The organism is Corynebacterium sp. (genome assembly GCF_030535495.1).
Taxonomy (GTDB): Bacteria; Actinomycetota; Actinomycetes; order Mycobacteriales; family Mycobacteriaceae; genus Corynebacterium.
In genome coordinates this window covers 5,750-25,143 of sequence record NZ_JAUNRW010000025.1, presented here as the reverse complement: position 1 = coordinate 25,143, position 19,394 = coordinate 5,750, and the positions used below count along the sequence as shown (strand labels likewise).

Here is a 19,394-nt window from a genome sequence, read left to right as displayed (position 1 = left end):
AGGGCGATATGGAGGATCTACCCGGCGAGGACTGCATCATGCTGCAGAACGTGCGCCGAGGGCTCAACAACTTCAATCCGCCGAAGAGCCTTCCGCGTGTCGACGGCAAGGACTTGATCCCTCGGTAGCGTGACCTCGACCTCCTACCCTCGGTTCACGAGGCAAACGAGCGCGCTGGGCTCGGTATCGCGGTGATGCCTACCTGGCGACACCGAGCCCCGAGCCCCGAGGAGACGGGTGGGGCCGAGCAAGCTACACGTTGTACTCGCGCACACCCAGGGTGTCGCAGGCGGCCATGTTGCCCTCACGGTAGCCGGTGAGCAGGGCGTTCTGGCGCTGCTCGGAGGAACCGTGGGTCCACAGATCGGGGCGAACCTCGCCACCGGTGCGCTGCTGGATGTTGTCGTCGCCGACGGCGCGGGCGGTGTCGATCGCACCCTGGACCTGCTCCTCGGTGATGGGCTCGAGGAGGGCGTTCTCGCCCTTGTCGGCGTGCGCGATCCAGATGCCGGCGTAGCAGTCGGCCTGGAGCTCGACCTTCACGGCGTCGGAATCCTCACCGGGGTCGTTGTAGTTGGACATCGACAGGGTGCCCTCGAGCTGCTGGACGTGGTGCGCGAACTCGTGGGCGACGATGTACATCTGAGCCAGCGGGGCGTTGGTGCCGCCGAGGCGGTCCAGCTGATCGAAGAAGGAGACGTCGAAATAGGCCGACTGGTCAGCCGGGCAGTAGAAGGGGCCGGTGGCGGAGGTGGCTTGGCCGCAACCGGAGTTGGTCACGTCCTGGAAGACAACGCGACCCGGCTCCTGGTATTCGATGCCGGCCTGCTCGGGCAGCATCGTCGCCCACATCTGGTCGACGGACTGGGCGGCGAAATCGACGCGGCAGTCCGCGTGCTCGTTGCCGTCCTCAGGGGTCTGGCAGTGCTCGAGGGTGCTTTCCGGGCCCGAAGCCTGCCCGCCGCCGAGCATCCCGCCGATCTCGGAGGGGTTTCCGCCCATAAGGAGGAACAGACCGATGAGGAGAAGGGAGCCGATACCGCCGCCTGCGGCGATGCGCCCGCCACTGCCGCCAGTGGTGGCTCGGCGACCACCAGTGACGTTGGCGTCTTTACGGAATGTCATGCGTTGATAATGCCATAGATCACACATGCAGGTGGGGGAGTGGAACGGGGAGTTTTCCGGCGGGGTAGACTCCACCGGAGAACAAGACTGACCTCCCACCGATGGATTACTCCTGGAAGGACGTAGAACGAACGTGCTGCGCACTCACCTCGCGGGCGACCTCCGCAAAGAAACCGCTGGCCAGACCGTGACCCTGACGGGCTGGGTGGCCCGTCGTCGCGATCATGGCGGCGTCATCTTCATCGACCTGCGCGACCGCTCCGGCCTGGCCCAGGTTGTTTTCCGTGAGTCCGAGGTCGCCGAGCGGGCCCATGATCTGCGTTCCGAGTACTGCATCCAGGTCACCGGCGTCGTCGAGCCCCGCCCGGAGGGCTCCGAGAACCCGAACCTGGCCTCCGGCGCGATCGAGCTCAACGTCACCGAGCTGAACGTGCTCAACAAGGCCGCCGCGCTGCCGTTCCAGGTCGATGACTCCTCCCAGGGCGGCGAGGTCGGCGAGGAGGCCCGCCTCAAGTACCGCTACCTGGACCTGCGCCGCGAGCGCCAGGCCCAGGCCCTGCGTCTGCGCTCGAAGGCCAACCAGGCCGCCCGCCGCGTGCTGGATGACAACGACTTCACGGAGATCGAGACCCCGACGCTGACCCGCTCCACCCCGGAAGGTGCACGTGACTTCCTGGTGCCGGCGCGTCTGAAGCCGGGCTCCTTCTACGCCCTGCCGCAGTCCCCGCAGCTGTTCAAGCAGCTGCTCATGGTCGCCGGCATGGAGCGCTACTACCAGATCGCCCGCTGCTACCGCGACGAGGACTTCCGCGCCGACCGCCAGCCGGAGTTCACGCAGCTCGATGTGGAGATGAGCTTCGTGGACCAGGACGACGTGATCGCCGTGGCCGAGCAGATCCTCACCGACGTGTGGGCCGCCGCCGGGCACGAGATCACCACCCCGATCCCGCGCATGACCTACGCCGAGGCCATGCGCCGCTACGGCTCGGACAAGCCCGACCTGCGGTTCGACATCGAGCTGGTCGAGTGCACCGAGTTCTTCGCCGACACCCCGTTCCGCGTGTTCCAGGCCCCGTACGTCGGCGCCGTCGTGATGGCCGGCGGGGCCTCGCAGCCGCGCCGCCAGCTCGACGCCTGGCAGGAGTGGGCCAAGCAGCGCGGCGCCAAGGGCCTGGCCTACATCCTCGTCGGTGAGGACGGGGAGCTCACGGGCCCCGTCGCCAAGAACATCACCGACGCCGAGCGTGCGGGCATCGCCGAGCACGTCGGCGCGAACCCGGGCGACGCCATCTTCTTCGCCGCCGGTGACGCGAAGTCCTCCCGCGCCCTGCTCGGCGCGGCTCGTGGTGAGATCGCCAACAAGCTGGGCCTGATCAACGAGGGTGACTGGGCCTTCACGTGGGTCGTCGACGCCCCGCTGTTCGAGCCCGCCGCCGACGCCACCGCCTCCGGCGACGTCGCCCTGGGCAACTCCAAGTGGACCGCCGTCCACCACGCCTTCACCTCCCCGAAGCCGGAGTGGAAGGACACCTTCGCCGAGAACCCGGGCGCGGCCACCGCCTACGCCTACGACATCGTCTGCAACGGCAACGAGATCGGCGGCGGCTCCATCCGTATCCACGAGCGCGACGTGCAGGAGCGGGTCTTCGACGTCATGGGCATCTCCCCGGAGGAGGCGCAGGAGAAGTTCGGCTTCCTCCTCGACGCCTTCGCCTTCGGCGCCCCGCCGCACGGTGGCATCGCCTTCGGCTGGGACCGCATCGTCTCCCTGCTCGGTGGCTTCGACTCCATCCGCGACGTCATTGCGTTCCCGAAGTCCGGCGGCGGCGTCGACCCGCTCACCGACGCCCCGGCACCGATCACCGCGCAGCAGCGCAAGGAGGCCGGCCTCGACGCCAAGCCGGCCAAGAAGCAGGACCAGAAGGAGCAGAAGGCCTAAGTAATGCTCAATCACGCCGACATCGTCGACATCGCGGAGGATCTGCTCTCCAAGCGATTCGGAGGGAGCCAGCATCTCTCCGAGGTCACTTCGCTGAGCGGATCCGGCAGCGCGGTCGTGCTGCGCGCGCGTGTCGCGTCGTCGCCGTTCCTGCAGCAGCGCTCGGTGATCCTCAAGTTCGTCCCCGAGACCGGGGATGCGCTTGACGACGCCGCGTTGGTGCGGGAGATCGTCTCCTACCAGTTCACCACCTCGCTGTCGGAGGATGTGCGTCCCGGCCCGGTGATGCTGGCCTACGACGTGGAGCAGCGCATCATCGTCATCACCGACTCCGGTGACGGCGACACGTTCGCCGATCTCCTGGAGCTGCAGGACCCGGAGCGCCGGGTGTCCATCCTGCGCAACCTCGGTTCGGCGCTGGGCCGCATGCACGCCGGCACCGCGCAGCGCGAGCAGGACTTCCAGATCCTGTTCTCCCGCATGCTGCGCCAGCATCCGGAATCCGCCGAGATCCAGGAGCTTCGCGACGCCGCCCTCATCCAGTCCATTCAGCTGGGCGAGGAACTGCTGCGCAACGCGGGCATCGAGATCCCCGAGCTGGTCAGCCAGTTCGCCGCCGACAGCCGCAACCGCCTGCTCTCCGCACACCACCGGGCGTTCACCCCGTTGGACCTGTCCCCGGACAACATCATCGTGGCGGAGAAGACCCACTTCCTCGACTACGAGTGGGCGGGTTTCCGGGATGTCTCCTTCGACCTGGCGTGTGTCATCGCGGGCTTCCCGCAGTTCCTGTTCACCCACCCCATCACCGACGATGAGGCCGATGTCTTCATCGAGGCCTGGTCACAGGAGGTGAGCACCCTGTGGCCGAACGTCAACAATGAGGCGCATCTGCACTCGCGGATCATGGCCGCGTTGCTCGGGTGGGCAATGTCGAGCATTTCGCTGCTGCACTTCGGCTCGATGTCCGCGGCCGTGGTTGTGCTGCACGAGGCGGAGGTCGAGGACACCCCGGTCGATCCGTCCACCATGGACGGCGTGGCTGATCTCCTGCGTCCGGCCTCCCACGGGCCGTTTTCCCCGGAGGAGATCGTGGTGCGCCGCGACATCTTCGAGACCTTCGAGGCCCTCGCCCGTTTCGCCGCCCGCGGAACCGATCCCTCCTACGGGGTCATCGCGGCCTTCAGCCAGGACATCGCGGACCGGGTCGCGGAGCCGGGCCTGCGGTAGATGTCCCAGGACGCGCTTTTCGACGACGGCCCCGTCGACGATTCCCACGGGTCCGACTTCTTCCGCGCGGGTGACCACGCCCCGCTGGCCGCCCGGATGCGGCCGCGCACCCTCGACGAGGTCGCCGGGCAGGAACATCTCCTCGGCCCCGGCCGCCCGCTGCGCCGGCTCATCGAGGGCTCCGGGGAGGCCTCGGTCATCCTCTACGGCCCACCCGGCACGGGCAAGACGACGATCGCCTCGCTCATCTCCACCGCGACGAAGCAGAACTTCGTCGGCCTCTCGGCGCTGAACTCCGGGGTCAAGCAGGTGCGCGAGGTCATCGATCGGGCGCGGCGCGACCTCATCCACGGCCAGCGCACGGTGCTGTTCATCGACGAGGTCCACCGCTTCTCCAAGACCCAGCAGGACGCCCTGCTCGCCGCCGTGGAAAACCGCACCGTCCTGCTTGTCGCCGCCACCACGGAAAATCCCTCCTTCTCGGTCGTGGCGCCGCTGTTGTCCCGCTCCCTGCTGCTGCAGCTCAAGCCGCTCGACGATGCCGCCGTCCGCGATGTGCTCCAGCGCGCGCTCATCGACGAGCGCGGCCTCGGCGGCCGGGTGTTTATCGACGACGATGCCTGCGACCAGCTCGTCCTCCTCGCCGGTGGTGACGCCCGCCGTGCGCTGACCTACCTGGAGGCGGCCGGCGAGGCGGTGGAGGAGGGGGCGTCGATAAGCATCGATGTCATCCGCGACAACGTCAACCGGGCCGTCGTGCGCTACGACCGCGACGGGGATCAGCACTACGACGTGGTGAGCGCGTTCATCAAGTCGATCCGCGGTTCCGATGTCGACGCCGCGCTGCACTACCTGGCGCGGATGATCGAGGCGGGCGAGGACCCGCGGTTCATCGCCCGGCGCCTGGTCATCGCGGCGAGCGAGGAGATCTCCATGGCCGACCCCACCGCCCTGCAGACCGCGGTGGCCGCAGCCCAGGCGGTGGCGATGATCGGCATGCCCGAGGCCCGACTCACCCTGGCGCAGGCCACGGTGCATCTGGCGACCGCGCCGAAGTCCAACGCCGTCTACGAGGCGATCAACAAGGCGCAGGCCGACATCCGCGCGGGCCGGATCGGGCACGTGCCGCCGCACCTGCGCGACGGGCACTACGAAGGCGCGAAGAAGCTCGGCCACGCCGTCGGCTACGTCTACCCGCACGACGATCCGCGAGGCGTGGTCACCCAGCAGTACCTGCCGGAGGAACTGGCCGACGCCGTCTACTACGAACCGAAGGAGGCGGGGGCGGAAAAGCGCATCGCCGAGTACATCGGGCGGCTGCGGCGGATCGTGCGGGGGAGGTAGTCCCGCTGCAGGACACGGTGAACCACGGGGTAGAGTAGGACGCTGTCGTATATCTGCCCTAGGAAAGGACACCCCGCGTGCAGACCCATGAGATCCGGGAGCGTTTCACCCAGCACTTCGTCGACGCCGGTCACGAGGCCGTGCCGAGCGCCTCGCTGATCCTCGAGGACCCGGACCTGCTGTTCGTCAACGCGGGCATGGTGCCCTTCAAGCCCTACTTCCTGGGCGAGCAGAACCCGCCGTTCGCCAACGGCACGGCGACGTCGATCCAGAAGTGCGTGCGCACCCTCGACATCGAGGAGGTGGGCATCACCACCCGCCACAACACCTTCTTCCAGATGGCCGGCAACTTCTCCTTCGGCCAGTACTTCAAGGAGGGGGCCATCAAGCACGCCTGGTCGCTGCTGACCAACCCCGTTGAGCAGGGTGGCTACGGCCTCGACCCGGAGCGCCTGTGGGTGACCGTCTACCTCGACGACGACGAGGCCGCCGACATCTGGGAGAACGTCATCGGCGTGCCCGCCGAGCGCATCCAGCGCCTGGGCATGGCCGACAACTACTGGTCCATGGGCGTGCCCGGCCCCTGCGGCCCGTGTTCCGAGATCTACTACGACCGCGGCCCCGAGCACGGCGCCGAGGGCGGCCCCGAGGCCGACGACACCCGTTACCTGGAGATCTGGAACCTCGTCTTCATGGAGAAGGAGCGCGGCCAGGGCACCGGCAAGGACTCCTTCGAGATCCTCGGCGATCTGCCGAAGAAGAACATCGACACCGGCATGGGTGTCGAGCGCGTCGCCTGCCTGCTGCAGGGCGTGGACAACGTCTACGAGACCGACCTGCTGCGCCCGGTCATCGACGCCGCCCAGGAAATCACCGGCGCCCGCTACGAAGGCGACGGGCTCGACGCCATCCGCTTCCGCGTCATCGCCGACCACTCCCGTACCGGCATGATGCTCATCCTCGACGGTGTCACCCCCTCCAACGAGGGCCGCGGCTACATCCTGCGCCGCCTGCTGCGCCGCATCATCCGCTCCGCCCGCCTGCTGGGAGCCACCGGGGAGACCCTCGAGCGTTTCATGAACGTCATCATGGACACCATGACGCCGTCCTACCCGGAGATCGCCGAGAACCGCGAGCGCATCATCCGCACCGCCGTCACGGAGGAGCGCGCCTTCCTCAAGACCCTCGAGTCCGGCACCCACCGTTTCGACGAGGCCGCCGCCACCATCAAGGACCAGGGCATCACCCAGTTCTCCGGCGAGGACGCCTTCACCCTCCACGACACCTACGGTTTCCCCATCGATCTGACCCTCGAGATGGCCGCCGAGGCCGGCCTGGAGGTCGACGTCGCCGGTTTCGAGGCCGCCATGAGCGAGCAGCGGGCCCGTGCCAAGGCCGACAACCTGGCCAAGAAGCACGGCCACGCCGACGTCTCCGTCTACCGCGAGTGGGTGGACAACAACCCCACCGAGTTCGTCGGATTCTCTGACCTGACCGCCGACGCCAAGGTCCTCGGCCTGGTCATCGACGGCCAGTCCGTCACCCACGCCACCGAGGGCGATGAGGTCGAGGTCATTCTCGATGTCTCCCCGCTCTACGCCGAGTCGGGTGGCCAGACCGCCGACCGCGGCCGCCTCGTCGCCGAGGGCACGATCCTCGAGGTCCACGACGTGCAGAAGATCGGCAAGAAGCTGTGGATCCACAAGGCGAAGGTCACCGCCGGGGGCATCGACCTCGGCCAGGGTGTGCGCGCCGAGGTCGATGCGGCCTGGCGCCACGGTGCCCGCCAGGCGCACACCGGCACCCACCTCATCCACGCCGCCCTGCGCGAGGTGCTCGGCCCCACCGCCGTCCAGGCCGGCTCGCTCAACCGCCCCGGCTACCTGCGCTTCGACTTCAACTACACCGAGCAGCTCACCCCGGAGCAGCTGGCGGAGATCTCCACGATCACCAACCAGGCCGTCGACGCCGACTTCGCCGTCAACACCATCGAGACCTCCCTCGAGGAGGCCAAGAAGATGGGTGCCATGGCCCTGTTCGGTGAGAACTACGGCAACGACGTCCGCGTCGTCGAGATCGGCGGACCCTTCTCCATCGAGCTGTGCGGTGGTACCCACACCGAGCACACCTCGCAGATCGGCCCGGTCGCCGTCCTCGGCGAGTCCTCCGTCGGCTCCGGCGCGCGCCGCATCGAGGCCTACTCCGGCCTCGACTCCTTCCGCCACCTGTCCAAGGAGGCGGCCCTGGCCTCCGGTCTCGCCGCCTCCCTCAAGGCCCCGACCGAGGAGCTGCCGGAGCGCATCGCCTCCCTGACCGAGAAGCTCAAGGCCGCGGAGAAGGAGATCGCCGCCCTGCACCGCCAGCAGCTGGCCTCCCAGACCGGCGCGCTGCTCGACCAGGCTGTCGAAGCGGGGAAGTTCACCGTGCTCACCCACCGCCTCCCCGACGGTGTCAGCGGTGGTGACCTGCGCACCGTGGCCACCGACCTGCGCGGCCGCCTGGCCGGCACGCCCGGCGTCGTGGTCCTGGCGTCCGCGGACGGGGGCAAGCTGCCGTTCATCGTCGGCGCCACCAAGGAGGCCATCGAGCTGGGCGTGAAGTCCGGCGACCTGGTCAAGCTGCTCTCGGGCTACGTCGACGGCCGCGGCGGCGGCAAGCCGGACATGGCGCAGGGCTCCGGCGCGGACGCCGCCGGCCTCGACGCCGGGTTCCACGCCGTGCGCGAGGAGCTGGCCGCGCTGTAGGCCGTGACATGCCTTTCCCGACAAGGAGGATGTGAGACACGCCGCGTTCTATGTTGTGACAACGATGTGATCGCGGATACCTTTAAGGCGCACCACTGACATCATCCCTGAGAAAGGCCCCCAGCAGCCCATGAAGGTCACCCCGGACACTCCCGGTGTGGACGATCCCGGCCCGGGACGTCGCATCGGACTCGATGTCGGCACCGTCCGCATCGGGGTGGCCGTGTCCGACCGGAACGCCGTCCTGGCGACCCCGGTGGAAACCGTGCCCCGCGAGACCGGTCTCAAGGACCGCGACCAAGGGGACATCGACCGGCTGCTGGCGATCGTCGACGACTATGACGCCGTCGAGATCGTCGTCGGTCTCCCGCGCACCCTCAAGGGCCACGGCTCGACGAGTGTCAAGCACGCGAAGGAGATCGCCTTCCGCCTCCACCGTCGACTGAGCAACGCCGGCCGCACCATCCCGGTGCGCATGGCCGACGAGCGCCTGACCACCGTCGCCGCCACCGCCGCGCTGCGCGCGTCGGGAGTGAGCGAGAAGGCCGGCCGCAAGGTCATCGATCAGGCCGCCGCAGTGGAGATCCTCCAGTCCTGGCTCGATGCACGGGCCGCCAACACCCAGGAGCACTCATGACCACATCCACTCCGCAGCGTGGCCCGGGCGGCCGTCGTATGGACTCGAAGTTCGTCAAGCGACGCCAGCGAGGACTGGCGGTGCTGGTGGCGTCGTTGATCCTCATCATCGGTGCCGTCATCTACATCGGAACGCAGATTTCCGGGGGAGGGGAGACCGTGGCCGAACGCGACTACCAGGGCACCGGAAACGGGGTGCATCAGCTCGTCGAGATCCCGGAGGGCTCCTCCGTCTCACAGCTCGGCCCTGAGCTGGAGGAGCGCGGCATCGTCCGCACCGACGGCGCCTTCCAGACCGCCGCCGCCAACAACCCCGATGCCGCGAGCATCCAGCCGGGTTTCTACCGTCTGCAGGGTGAGATGTCGGCCGCCGCCGCGGTCGAGGCCCTCATTGATCCGGCCAACCGCGTCGAGCTCCTCGACATCCACGGTGGCTCCACGCTTCTCGACGTCAACGTCGTCGGCGGCAACTCCCGCCCCGGTGTCTACTCCCAGATCTCCCGCGTGACCTGCACCGAGGGCTCGGAGAACTGCATTGCCGCAGAGGAACTGCAGCGCGTCGGCGCCACCGCGGACCTGGAGACCCTCGGCGTGCCCGAGTGGGCGCGCGAGGCCGTCGCCGCCCGTGGCGAGGACCCCAAGCGCCTCGAGGGACTCATCGTCCCCGGCCAGTACGTGGTCAACCCGGAGATGGACGCCCAGGAGATCCTCACCGATCTGCTCACCCGCTCCACCCAGCAGTTCAACGACACGGGCATCGTCGATCGCGCCCGGGCCCTGGACCTGACCCCCTACGAGCTGCTCACCGCCGCCTCTCTCGTCGAGCGCGAGGCCCCGGCCGGGGACTTCGACAAGGTCGCCCGCGTCATCCTCAACCGCCTCGACGAGCCCATGCGCCTGGAGTTCGACTCCACCGTCAACTACGGCCTCGAGGACGTCGAGGTCGCCACCACCGATGACGACCGCGCCGCAGTCACCCCGTGGAACACCTACGCCAAGGACGGCCTGCCGGAGACCCCGATCGCCGCCGCCTCCGTCGAGGCCATCACCGCCATGGAGAACCCGGCGGAGGGCAACTGGCTGTTCTTCGTCACCGTCGACCAGGACGGCACCACCATCTTCAACGACACCTTCGAGGAGCACCTCGCCGACGTGCAGACCGCCCTCGAGTCGGGCGTGCTGGACACCAACCGATGACGCATCCGCTCGAGGCCCCTGAAATCCACCACCGGGCGGCGGTGCTCGGTTCCCCCATCGAGCACTCCCGTTCCCCGGTTCTGCACAACGCGGGATACGAGGACCTCGGCATGCACGACTGGGAGTACACCCGCATCGAGTGCACGGCCGAGGACCTGCCGCGCATCGTCGGCGAGGCGGACGAGAGCTTCCGCGGTTTCTCGGTGACCATGCCGGCCAAGTTCGCGGCCCTGCAGTTCGCCACCGAGGTCACCGACCGCGCGCGCCGGATCGGCTCCGCCAACACCCTGGTGCGTACCGCGGCAGGCTGGCGCGCCGACAACACCGACTGCGACGGCATCACCGGTGCCCTCACGGAGCTGCTCGGCGAGCGCCTTACAGACACCCGCCGGGCGCTGGTCATCGGAGGGGGCGGTACCGCACGCCCCGCGCTGTGGGCGCTGGCGAACGCCGGGATCACGGACATCACCGTGATCAACCGCTCCGACCGCAGCGCCGAGCTGGCACCCGTGCTCGAGCCCTTCGGCGTCGACGTCCGCTTCGCGGGTTTCGACTCCGACCTGCGCCAGGCCTCCCGCGAGGCCGAGGTCATCGTGTCGACGGTGCCGTCCGCGGCCGTCGCAGGCCACGAGCAGGCGCTCGGCCACGCCCCGATCCTCGACGTCATCTACGAGCCCTGGCCCACCCCGCTCACCGTCGCGGCGGCCGCGAACGGCTTTCTCACCGTGGGCGGGCACATCATGCTGGCCCACCAGGCCTACGGCCAGTTCGAGCAGTTCACCGGCCGCCCCGCGCCCCGGACCGCCATGCGCCGCGCGCTGGAGGCCGCGCTGCACTAGTCTGCCCGGTATGTGGGTGCTCGGGGGAGCGATAGTCGTGACGGCTGTGTGGGCCGTCGCCGTCGTGCTTATCGACGAACGCCACCGCCGCATCCCCGACTCCCTCACCCTGCCCGCCCTGGTGGGGGCGGTCGGCGGTGCACTGCTGACTGCGCCCGCCCTGCTGCTCGGGGGCCTGGCCTGGGCCGGGATGTACCTGCTGGGCCGGGGCATCGGCGGGGGAGACGTGAAGCTGGCGGTGCCGCTGGGGATTGTCGCCAGCGCCGCCGGGGGCGTTCCCGGGCTGCTGTGTGCGGTGATCGTCGCCTCCACGGTCACCGTCGTGCGTTCCGTGGTCCGTCGCCACCCCGTCCCGCACGGGCCGTCCATGCTGGCTGGGACCGTGTGTGCGGTAGCAATGTGACCCCATTCGGGAGTCGAGGCAGGTATACGGGTGCGGACATGAGATACTGTCCGCATGCTTCGATGGACTACAGCGGGGGAATCCCACGGTCAGGCACTGGTTGCCCTGGTTGAACACATGCCCGCCGGCGTCTCCGTGACCCGGGAACAGATCTCCGAGCAGCTGGCTCGCCGCCGACTCGGCTACGGCCGCGGCGCGCGCATGAAGTTCGAGGCCGATGAGCTCACCCTGCTCACGGGCATCCGCCACGGTAAGACCCTGGGCAGCCCCATCGCCATCATGATCGGCAACACCGAGTGGCCGAAGTGGACCACCATCATGTCCGCCGACCCGGTCGACATGACCGACCCGGAGATCGCCGCCGCCATGACCTCCGGCCGTGGTGCCAAGCTCACCCGCCCGCGCCCCGGCCACGCCGACTTCGCCGGCATGATCAAGTACGACCACGACGACGCCCGTCCCATCCTCGAGCGATCGTCCGCCCGCGAGACCGCCGCCCGCGTCGCCGCCGCCACCGTGGCGCGCAGTTTCCTGCGCGAGACCCTCGGCGTCGAGGTGCTCTCCCACGTCATCTCCATCGGACGTTCCGAGCCCTACACCGGCCCCGAGCCGACGTTCAACGACCTGGAGGCCATCGACGCCTCCCCGGTGCGCGCCTTCGGTACGGAGGCGGAGGAGTCCATGATCTCCGAGATCGAGGCCGCCAAGAAGGCCGGCGACACCCTCGGCGGCATCGTCGAGGTCGTGGTCGAGGGCCTGCCCATCGGCCTCGGCTCGCACATCTCCGGCGAGGACCGTCTCGACGCCCAGCTGGCCGCCGCCCTCATGGGCATCCAGGCCATCAAGGGCGTCGAGGTCGGCGACGGCTTCGAGGAGGCCCGCCGCCGCGGCAGCGAGGCCCACGACGAGATGGTGCGCACCGAGGGCGGCGTCGACCGCCTCTCCAACCGCGCCGGTGGCCTCGAGGGCGGCATGACCAACGGGCAGACCCTCCGCGTCCGCGCCGCCATGAAGCCGATCTCCACCGTCCCGCGGGCGCTCAAGACCGTCGACATGGCCGACGGTTCCGCCGCCACCGGCATCCACCAGCGTTCCGACGTCTGCGCCGTGCCCGCCGCCGGTGTCGTCGCCGAGGCCATGGTCGCGCTCGTCCTGGCCCGGGCCGTGCTGGAGAAGTTCGGCGGGGATTCGGTGGGTGAAACGCGCCGGAATATTGAGGGCTACCTGGCGAACGTCGATAAGCGTCTGTCCTTCGGGGAGGAGCAGTGACCGACGTGTGCCACACCCGACCCCGGGTGGTGCTGGTCGGGCCCCCCGGCGCCGGGAAGTCCACCATCGGCCGCCGCCTGGCGCGCGCCCTGTCGCTGCCGCTCGTCGACTCCGACCACCTCATCGAGCTGGAGGCGGAGAAGTCCTGCGGTGAGGTGTTCAGCGACCTCGGCGAGCCCGCCTTCCGGGAGCTCGAGGCCGGGCACGTCGCCGCGGCCCTGAGCACCGGCGGGGTGGTCAGCCTCGGCGGGGGAGCGGTGCTCACCGCGTCCACCCGGGACCTGCTGCACAGCCACTGCGTCGTGTGGATCGACGTCTCCGCCCAGGAGGGGGTGCGCCGCACCGCGCATGAGGCGACCCGCCCGGTGCTCGCCGCCGACGATCCCGCCGCTCACTACCTCAGCCTGCTGGAGACCCGCGCGCCGTTCTACCATGAGGTCGCGGATTTCCGCGTGCGTACCGACGGCCGCACCCCGCAGCAGTCCGTCGCCGACATCCTCGGCTTCCTCGATTCCCTCTAGAAGGACCCCCAGATGACGATCATCCAGGTCACCGGACCCGCACCCTACGAGGTCACCATCGACCACGACCTCGACGCCGCCGTCGCCGACGCCGCGGCCGCCACCGGGGCCGGAAAGGTCATGGTCATCCACCAGCCGACGCTGCGTGGCCCCGCCGAGAAACTCGGCACCGCCCTCACCGAGCGCGGCCTGGAGGCGGTTCTCGTCGAGGTGCCGGACGCCGAGGACGGTAAGACGCTGGCCGTCGCCGGGGATCTGTGGGACCGGCTGGGGGAGGAGACCTTCGGGCGTCGCGACGCGATCATCGGTCTCGGCGGCGGCGCCGTCACCGACCTGGCCGGCTACGTCGCCGCAGCCTGGATGCGCGGCATCAAGGTCATCCAGGTGCCCACCACCCTGCTGGCCATGGTCGATGCGGCCGTGGGCGGCAAGACCGGCATCAACACCGCCGCCGGCAAGAACCTCGTCGGCGCCTTCCACGAGCCCGCGGCCGTGTTCATCGACCTCGACCGCCTGGCCACACTGCCGCGAGAGGAACTCATCGCCGGTTCCGCCGAGATCATCAAGACCGGCTTCATCGCCGATCCCGTCATCCTCGAGCGCTACGAGTCCGATCCGGCCGCCTGCCTGCGCGCCGACGGCCACCTGCCCGAGCTCATCGCCCGCTCCGTGGCGGTCAAGGCCAAGGTCGTCGGCGAGGACCTCAAGGAGGCCGGTCTGCGTGAGATCCTCAACTACGGCCACACCTTCGGCCACGCCGTGGAACTGCGCGAGAACTACCGCTGGCGTCACGGTCACGCCGTCGCCGTCGGCATGATGTTCATCGCCCACCTCGCCCACGCCCGCTCGCTTATCGACGCCACCCTCCTCGCCCGCCACCGACACATCCTGCAGGCCATCGGGCTGCCGACGACCTACCCGGCCGGGCACTTCGAGGAGCTCTACGCCGCGATGACGCGCGACAAGAAGAACCGCGACGGGACCATCCGCTTCGTGGCGCTGACCGGCGTCGGTGAGACCACCCGCCTCGAGGGCCCGAGCCTGGCCGAGCTCGAGGCCGCCTACGCAGCCATTTCGGAGGTGTGAGATGAAGATCCTCGTTCTCAACGGCCCCAACCTCAACCGCCTGGGCAAGCGCCAGCCGGAGGTGTACGGATCGACGACGCTGGCCGACGTCGAAAAGCAGATCGCCGAGCGCGCCGACACACTCGACGTGGAGGTCGAGTGCCGCCAGTCCAACCACGAGGGCGAGCTCATCGACTGGGTGCACGAGGCCGCCGACCGCGGCTGGGCCATCATCATCAACCCGGGCGGGTTCACGCACACCTCCGTCGCCCTGCGCGACGCCCTGGTGGAGGTCGATGGGTTCATCGAGGTCCACATCTCCAACGTCCACGCCCGCGAATCCTTCCGCGCGCACTCCTACCTCTCGCCGATCGCCCGCGGCGTCATCGCCGGGCTGGGCACGCACGGCTACCTGCTGGCCATGGAGGCCCTCGCCAGCGGCTAGGGTGGTGGGAAAGCTACCCACGATTCCCACGCAGGAGGGCCACATGGCATACGCGGACACCCGATTTCTCACCCGACGACGCGCACTGTCCTCGCGGTTGGCGGGGATGCGTATCGACGAAATGCTGGTGACCAACCTCAACCACGTCCGCTACCTCTCCGGCTTCTCCGGTTCCCAGGGTGCGCTGGTGCTGGCGAAGGACCTCACCGCCGAAATCTGCACCGACGGTCGTTACACCACGCAGATCGCCGAGGAGGTGCCCGACATCGAGGCCATCATCGACCGCCCCTCGGCAGAAGCCCTGCTGGGACGAATCGAAGGCCCGCGCCGCGTCGGTTTCGAGGCCAACTACGTCTCCGTCGCCGAACTGGAGAAGCTCAAGGAGGCCTGCCCCGAGGACGTCACCCTCGTCCCCGTCACCGGGGTGATCGAGGAGATCCGCCTGACCAAGGACAACACCGAGCGCCTGCGGCTCATCGAGGTCGCGGAGCTGGCCTCCCAGGCCTTCGAGCAGCTCATCGCCGCCGGTGAACTGGCCGTGGGCCGCTCCGAGCGCGACGTGGCCGCGGATCTCGAGTACCGCATGCGTCTGCTGGGCGCCGAGCGCCCCTCCTTCGACACCATCGTCGCCTCCGGGCCGAACACCGCCAAGCCGCACCACACCGCCGGGGACCGCATCCTGCGCCGCGGCGACCTGGTCATCATGGACTTCGGCGCGCATTCCCGCGGCTTCAACTCCGACATGACCCGCACGCTGGTCATGGGCGAGGCCGACGACTTCAGCCGCGAGGTCTACGACGTGGTCCTGCGCGCCCAGCTGGCGGGCATCGAGGCCGCCACCCCCGGCACCCGGCTGGTCGACGTCGACGCCGCCGCCCGTTCCGTCATCGCCGAGGCCGGCTACGGCGAGTACTTCGTCCACTCCACCGGCCACGGCATCGGCCTCGAGGTTCACGAGGGACCGTGGGCGTCGCAACGCGGCGAGGGCACGCTGGCCGAGCACATGACCCTGACCATCGAGCCGGGCATCTACGTCCCGGGCCGCGGTGGCGTGCGCATCGAGGACACCGTGCTGATCACCCAGGGCCCGGCCCGCATCATCACCCCGGCGAGTAAGGAACTGCGGGTGGTGTAGGCTGAACTGGTCAATTCACCGGACTTTATAGAGGAGACACCTCGTGGCATCCACCGCCGATTTCAAGAACGGCCTTGTGCTCAAGGTTGATGGCAAGCTGCAGCAGATCATCGAGTTCCAGCACGTGAAGCCGGGCAAGGGCCCCGCTTTCGTGCGTACCAAGCTCAAGGATGTCGTCACCGGCAAGAACGTGGACAAGACCTGGAATGCCGGCGTCAAGGTGGAGACCGCCACCGTCGACCGTCGTGACATGACCTACCTGTACAACGACGGTTCCTCCTACGTCGTCATGGACGACAAGAACTACGAGCAGGTCGAGCTCGGCCCGGAGAAGTTCGGCGACGCCGGCCAGTTCCTCCTGGAGAACATGCGCGTCCAGGTCTCCTTCCACGAGGGCGAGGCACTCTTCGCCGAGCTGCCGATCTCCGTCGACCTGGAGATCACCCACACCGAGCCGGGCCTGCAGGGCGACCGCTCCACCGGCGGCACCAAGCCCGCCACCCTCGAGTCGGGCGCTGAGATCCAGGTGCCGCTGTTTCTCGAGACCGGCAACGTCGTCAAGGTGGACACCCGCACCGGCGAGTACCTCTCCCGCGTCAACAACTAGGACCGCGGTGACTGAGACCCAGAACGAGCGGAACTGGAGCCGCCACGGCGCCCGTTACCGCGCCCGCCGCCGCGCCGTCGACATCCTCTTCGAGGCCGAGGCGCGCGACATCGACCCCGTCGCCATCGTGGAGGACCGGGTGGAGCTCGCGCGTATCGACGACGGCGTCGCCCCCGTCGCCACCTACACCCGCGAGATCATCGCCGGGGCCGCCGAGGAGCTCGACTCCATCGACGAGACCATCGAGCGCTACCTCGCCGAGGACTGGGAACTGAACCGTCTCCCAGCCGTCGACCGCGCCATCCTGCGCGTCGGCGTGTGGGAGATCCTCCACAACCCCGAGGTCGACGGTGCCACCTCCGTCGTCGAGGCGGTGGAGATGGCCAGCCAGTACGGCTCCGACGTCGCCGCGCCGTACATCCACGCCGTGCTGGACGATGTCGTCCAGGCCAACTCCGAGCTCAACCCCTTCGTGGAGCCGGTGGTGGATGCCGACGCCGATCCCGAATTCACCCCCGATGAGCCCGGCGTCGACGCCGAGCCGCGCCCCGCCTCTGCAGCCGATCCGGGCCCCGGGCCGACGCGTTCGGCGGACACTCCCGACGTCTAGTTTCACTACCATCGTGGGTATGGATCAATTCACGATGGACGAAGCCCTCTCCCACCGCGTCGGCCCCGATTTCTCGCTGGCCGACGTCGACCCCACCTCGACCCCCGGGTTCGAGTGGGACAAGAAGGACTGGGAGCGGGAGTTCCACGAGCACGACGACGAGCTCGACGAGCTCCAGGAGATGCTCTTCGCCAACGGCCGCTCCGGTGTCCCCGGTACCGGGGCCGTGCTGCTGATTCTGCAGGGCATGGACACCTCCGGCAAAGGTGGTGTGATCCGCCACGTCTTCCGCGCTTTCGACCCGCAGGCACTCAAGATCAAGGCCTTCGGGGCGCCGACCGCCGAGGAGCGCCAGCACGACTTCCTCTGGCGCGTGCGCCCGCACGAGCCGGCCGTCGGCCAGATCGCCGTGTTCGACCGCTCCCACTACGAGGACGTGCTCATCCAGCGGGTGCGGCAGATGGCCCCGCCGGAGGAGATCGAGCGGCGTTACGACGCCATCGTCGACTTCGAACGCGAGATGGCCAGCCGCAACGTGAAGATCATCAAGGTGATGCTGCACATCTCCAAGGACTTCCAGAAGGAGAACCTCATCGAGCGGCTGGAGAGCCCGGACAAGCACTGGAAGTTCGAGCCCGGTGACCTCGACGAGCGTGAGCTGTGGGACGACTACCAGGAGGCCTACGAGATCGCGATGAAGCGCACCTCCACCGACTTCGCCCCCTGGTACTGCATCCCGGGTGACCGGAAGAAGTACGCCCGCATGGCGGTGAAGTACCTGGTGCTCGATGCGTTGCGCTCGATGGACATGACCTGGCCCACGGCCGACTTCAACGTGGAGCTGGAGTTGGAGCGGGCGAAGAAGTCTTAAGGCAGCAGAAGATACCGCGAAGGGCCTCAGTCGACGTCGGCTGAGGCCCTTCGCGGTGTACTTTGCTGTGTTACTGCTCGTCGAGCTCCGCCTCGACCTGCTTGCGCAACTCGTCGAGGTCGGAGGCAGCGGCCTTGATGCCGTCCTGGGCGGCGAGCACGGCGTCGACGGCACCGCGTAGGGAGGTGCTCAGCTGCTCGTCGTTCATGCCGGCGGCGATGGGGATGTCGCGCTCGGTGCGCACGATGAGGTTCTCCGCGTGCTCGGCGATGGTGGCCCGTGCGCCGAAGGTGACCGAGTTGATCTGGTTGGCGGCCAGATGCAGGGTCGGGTCGGCGTCGGCGAGCGTGCGCTCGGTGACCACGTCGCCGCGGACGATGAGCGAGGAACCCAGCACCGCAAAGGTCATGGCGGTGTCGTTGAGGTTGGCCACGGCGGCCACGTCGTCGTCGCCCAGGGGCTGCAGTTCGACGTCGAAGGCGGCCATGGCCTCGGTGACGCGCTCGAGAGTGACGGGGGTGAGGTTACTGCTCATGGTTGGGCTCCTCCCAGGTGACCAGCTGCGGGAACTGGCCCTCGATGAACTCGTAGGCGCGCAGCAGTCCGTCGAAGGTGGACATGATGAACGCGCCGATCTGGTTACGGGACATCCCGTGGGTGATGTCGACCTGGCGGTGGGCGCTGGCCGTGAGGTGGCCGGTGCCGGCGGAGTTCTCGAAGAAACGCAGCGTCGGCATGAAGTGCGCCTGGTTCCAGGAGTTGCACAGGCCCAGCAGCTGCGGGGCGTCGTCCTTGGGGATCTCACCACGCCACATCGAGTCGCACACCAGCTGATTGCCGTCGATGCTGATGGCGATGGCGGTGTTGAGGAAGCCGGTGCGCACGAGCGTCGTCTGCTCCTCACCCGCGGCGACGGGGGCGGACTCGAGGCGGTGCTGGAGGCCCTCGGCGTCGAGAAGCTCGGAGATGCGCTCCGGCGTCACCGGCTCGACGGGGGTGTCTGGAATGGGGGCTTGAGGTGTCGAAGTCACCCGTCCAACCCTAGCTGCTTCTCCTCCTCGGGGGATTCCAGCTCGCGGACCTTGTCGAAGAGGTCCTCGCCGCCCAGCTCGTGGGCGATTGCCCGGTCGAGGGTGGGGTAGCGGAAGGTGTGGTCGGCGTCGATAAGCATCGTGGGGGAGACGCGCTGGTTGGCCAGGGCGAGTTCCTGGGCGCCCTGGCGGCCGAGGATGATGGCCGGGCCGATCGAGGGGATGGGGATGAAGGCGGGGCGGCGCAGCTCGGACGACAGCGCCGCGGTGAGGTCGCGGTTGCGGGATTCGGTGGGGGAGACAGCGTTGATGGGCCCGGACCAGGTGGGGTCGAGGACGGCGCGGGTGAGGATGTCGGTGGCGTCGTCGAGTGAGATCCACGG

The 19,394-nt window shown here is 68.7% G+C and carries 20 protein-coding genes; 16 read left to right on the top strand and 4 right to left on the bottom strand.

Going from position 1 to position 19,394, the window contains the following annotated elements:
• Positions 1-252: 252 nt before the first annotated feature.
• The gene (locus tag Q4F73_RS05120) at positions 253-1,125 is read right to left on the bottom strand and encodes a neutral zinc metallopeptidase (protein ID WP_303358278.1); all 873 of its coding nucleotides are present in this window, start codon (positions 1,123-1,125) and stop codon (positions 253-255) included.
• A gap of 133 nt (positions 1,126-1,258) precedes the next feature.
• Between Q4F73_RS05120 and aspS the strand changes: the two genes are divergently transcribed.
• The 16 genes from aspS (at position 1,259) to Q4F73_RS05040 (ending at position 17,980) form a co-directional block, all read left to right on the top strand.
• Positions 1,259-3,064 (top strand): aspartate--tRNA ligase, encoded by a 1,806-nt coding sequence (gene aspS / locus Q4F73_RS05115; RefSeq protein ID WP_303358277.1) that lies wholly within the window; start codon positions 1,259-1,261, stop codon positions 3,062-3,064.
• A 3-nt stretch (positions 3,065-3,067) separates the two neighbouring features.
• Entirely contained in the window at positions 3,068-4,294 is a 1,227-nt protein-coding gene (locus tag Q4F73_RS05110) for a phosphotransferase family protein (RefSeq protein ID WP_303358276.1), read from the top strand.
• On the top strand, positions 4,295-5,638 hold the full coding sequence (locus Q4F73_RS05105; RefSeq protein WP_303358275.1) for a replication-associated recombination protein A: 1,344 nt from the start codon (positions 4,295-4,297) through the stop codon (positions 5,636-5,638). It begins immediately after the preceding gene.
• 77 nt (positions 5,639-5,715) lie between these two features.
• A complete protein-coding gene (gene alaS, locus Q4F73_RS05100; RefSeq protein ID WP_303358274.1) occupies positions 5,716-8,382 on the top strand; it encodes an alanine--tRNA ligase in 2,667 nt (888 codons plus the stop codon).
• Between the two features lie 130 nt (positions 8,383-8,512).
• Positions 8,513-9,019 (top strand): Holliday junction resolvase RuvX, encoded by a 507-nt coding sequence (gene ruvX / locus Q4F73_RS05095; protein ID WP_303358273.1) that lies wholly within the window; start codon positions 8,513-8,515, stop codon positions 9,017-9,019.
• Complete coding sequence (gene mltG / locus Q4F73_RS05090; RefSeq protein WP_303358272.1) at positions 9,016-10,215, top strand: endolytic transglycosylase MltG; 1,200 nt, start codon at positions 9,016-9,018, stop codon at positions 10,213-10,215. The genes ruvX and mltG overlap by 4 nt, the downstream gene beginning before the upstream one ends.
• On the top strand, positions 10,212-11,054 hold the full coding sequence (locus tag Q4F73_RS05085; protein WP_303358271.1) for a shikimate dehydrogenase: 843 nt from the start codon (positions 10,212-10,214) through the stop codon (positions 11,052-11,054). The genes mltG and Q4F73_RS05085 overlap by 4 nt, the downstream gene beginning before the upstream one ends.
• Before the next feature lie 37 nt (positions 11,055-11,091).
• Positions 11,092-11,457 (top strand): A24 family peptidase, encoded by a 366-nt coding sequence (locus Q4F73_RS05080; RefSeq protein ID WP_303358270.1) that lies wholly within the window; start codon positions 11,092-11,094, stop codon positions 11,455-11,457.
• A 54-nt stretch (positions 11,458-11,511) separates the two neighbouring features.
• A complete protein-coding gene (gene aroC, locus Q4F73_RS05075; RefSeq protein WP_303358269.1) occupies positions 11,512-12,726 on the top strand; it encodes a chorismate synthase in 1,215 nt (404 codons plus the stop codon).
• The gene (locus Q4F73_RS05070) at positions 12,723-13,247 is read left to right on the top strand and encodes a shikimate kinase (RefSeq protein ID WP_303358268.1); all 525 of its coding nucleotides are present in this window, start codon (positions 12,723-12,725) and stop codon (positions 13,245-13,247) included. Before aroC ends, Q4F73_RS05070 begins: the two co-directional genes overlap by 4 nt.
• 12 nt (positions 13,248-13,259) lie before the next feature.
• Entirely contained in the window at positions 13,260-14,333 is a 1,074-nt protein-coding gene (gene aroB, locus Q4F73_RS05065; RefSeq protein WP_303358267.1) for a 3-dehydroquinate synthase, read from the top strand.
• A 1-nt stretch (position 14,334) separates the two neighbouring features.
• Positions 14,335-14,757, top strand: coding sequence for a type II 3-dehydroquinate dehydratase (aroQ, locus tag Q4F73_RS05060; protein WP_303358266.1), 423 nt, complete (start codon positions 14,335-14,337; stop codon positions 14,755-14,757).
• Between the two features lie 43 nt (positions 14,758-14,800).
• Positions 14,801-15,892 (top strand): aminopeptidase P family protein, encoded by a 1,092-nt coding sequence (locus Q4F73_RS05055; protein WP_303358265.1) that lies wholly within the window; start codon positions 14,801-14,803, stop codon positions 15,890-15,892.
• A 43-nt stretch (positions 15,893-15,935) separates the two neighbouring features.
• Entirely contained in the window at positions 15,936-16,499 is a 564-nt protein-coding gene (gene efp / locus Q4F73_RS05050) for an elongation factor P (RefSeq protein ID WP_303358264.1), read from the top strand.
• A gap of 7 nt (positions 16,500-16,506) precedes the next feature.
• Positions 16,507-17,109, top strand: coding sequence for a transcription antitermination factor NusB (gene nusB, locus Q4F73_RS05045; protein WP_303358263.1), 603 nt, complete (start codon positions 16,507-16,509; stop codon positions 17,107-17,109).
• A 19-nt stretch (positions 17,110-17,128) separates the two neighbouring features.
• Complete coding sequence (locus Q4F73_RS05040) at positions 17,129-17,980, top strand: PPK2 family polyphosphate kinase (RefSeq protein WP_303358262.1); 852 nt, start codon at positions 17,129-17,131, stop codon at positions 17,978-17,980.
• 70 nt (positions 17,981-18,050) lie between these two features.
• Here Q4F73_RS05040 and Q4F73_RS05035 read toward each other — a convergent pair whose 3' ends face one another.
• The 3 genes from Q4F73_RS05035 to Q4F73_RS05025 all read right to left on the bottom strand — a co-directional run.
• Positions 18,051-18,515: a YbjN domain-containing protein gene (locus tag Q4F73_RS05035; RefSeq protein ID WP_303358261.1), complete on the bottom strand. Its 465-nt coding sequence runs from the start codon at positions 18,513-18,515 to the stop codon at positions 18,051-18,053.
• A complete protein-coding gene (locus tag Q4F73_RS05030) occupies positions 18,505-19,011 on the bottom strand; it encodes a YbjN domain-containing protein (protein WP_303358260.1) in 507 nt (168 codons plus the stop codon). The genes Q4F73_RS05035 and Q4F73_RS05030 overlap by 11 nt, the downstream gene beginning before the upstream one ends.
• A partial coding sequence (locus tag Q4F73_RS05025; protein WP_303358259.1) for a DUF1731 domain-containing protein occupies positions 19,008-19,394 on the bottom strand: 387 nt, incomplete at its 5' end. The genes Q4F73_RS05030 and Q4F73_RS05025, both read right to left, overlap by 4 nt.

Excerpts from the sequence above, each read along its gene's own strand:
- Q4F73_RS05120 (WP_303358278.1), bottom strand. The coding sequence starts at position 1,125 with ATGACATTCCGTAAAGACGCCAACGTCACTGGTGGTCGCCGAGCCACC.
- Q4F73_RS05110 (WP_303358276.1), top strand. The coding sequence starts at position 3,068 with ATGCTCAATCACGCCGACATCGTCGACATCGCGGAGGATCTGCTCTCC.
- Q4F73_RS05105 (WP_303358275.1), top strand. The coding sequence starts at position 4,295 with ATGTCCCAGGACGCGCTTTTCGACGACGGCCCCGTCGACGATTCCCAC.
- ruvX (WP_303358273.1), top strand. The coding sequence starts at position 8,513 with ATGAAGGTCACCCCGGACACTCCCGGTGTGGACGATCCCGGCCCGGGA.
- mltG (WP_303358272.1), top strand. The coding sequence starts at position 9,016 with ATGACCACATCCACTCCGCAGCGTGGCCCGGGCGGCCGTCGTATGGAC.
- Q4F73_RS05085 (WP_303358271.1), top strand. The coding sequence starts at position 10,212 with ATGACGCATCCGCTCGAGGCCCCTGAAATCCACCACCGGGCGGCGGTG.
- aroC (WP_303358269.1), top strand. The coding sequence starts at position 11,512 with ATGCTTCGATGGACTACAGCGGGGGAATCCCACGGTCAGGCACTGGTT.
- aroB (WP_303358267.1), top strand. The coding sequence starts at position 13,260 with ATGACGATCATCCAGGTCACCGGACCCGCACCCTACGAGGTCACCATC.
- aroQ (WP_303358266.1), top strand. The coding sequence starts at position 14,335 with ATGAAGATCCTCGTTCTCAACGGCCCCAACCTCAACCGCCTGGGCAAG.
- Q4F73_RS05055 (WP_303358265.1), top strand. The coding sequence starts at position 14,801 with ATGGCATACGCGGACACCCGATTTCTCACCCGACGACGCGCACTGTCC.
- Q4F73_RS05040 (WP_303358262.1), top strand. The coding sequence starts at position 17,129 with ATGGATCAATTCACGATGGACGAAGCCCTCTCCCACCGCGTCGGCCCC.
- Q4F73_RS05035 (WP_303358261.1), bottom strand. The coding sequence starts at position 18,515 with ATGAGCAGTAACCTCACCCCCGTCACTCTCGAGCGCGTCACCGAGGCC.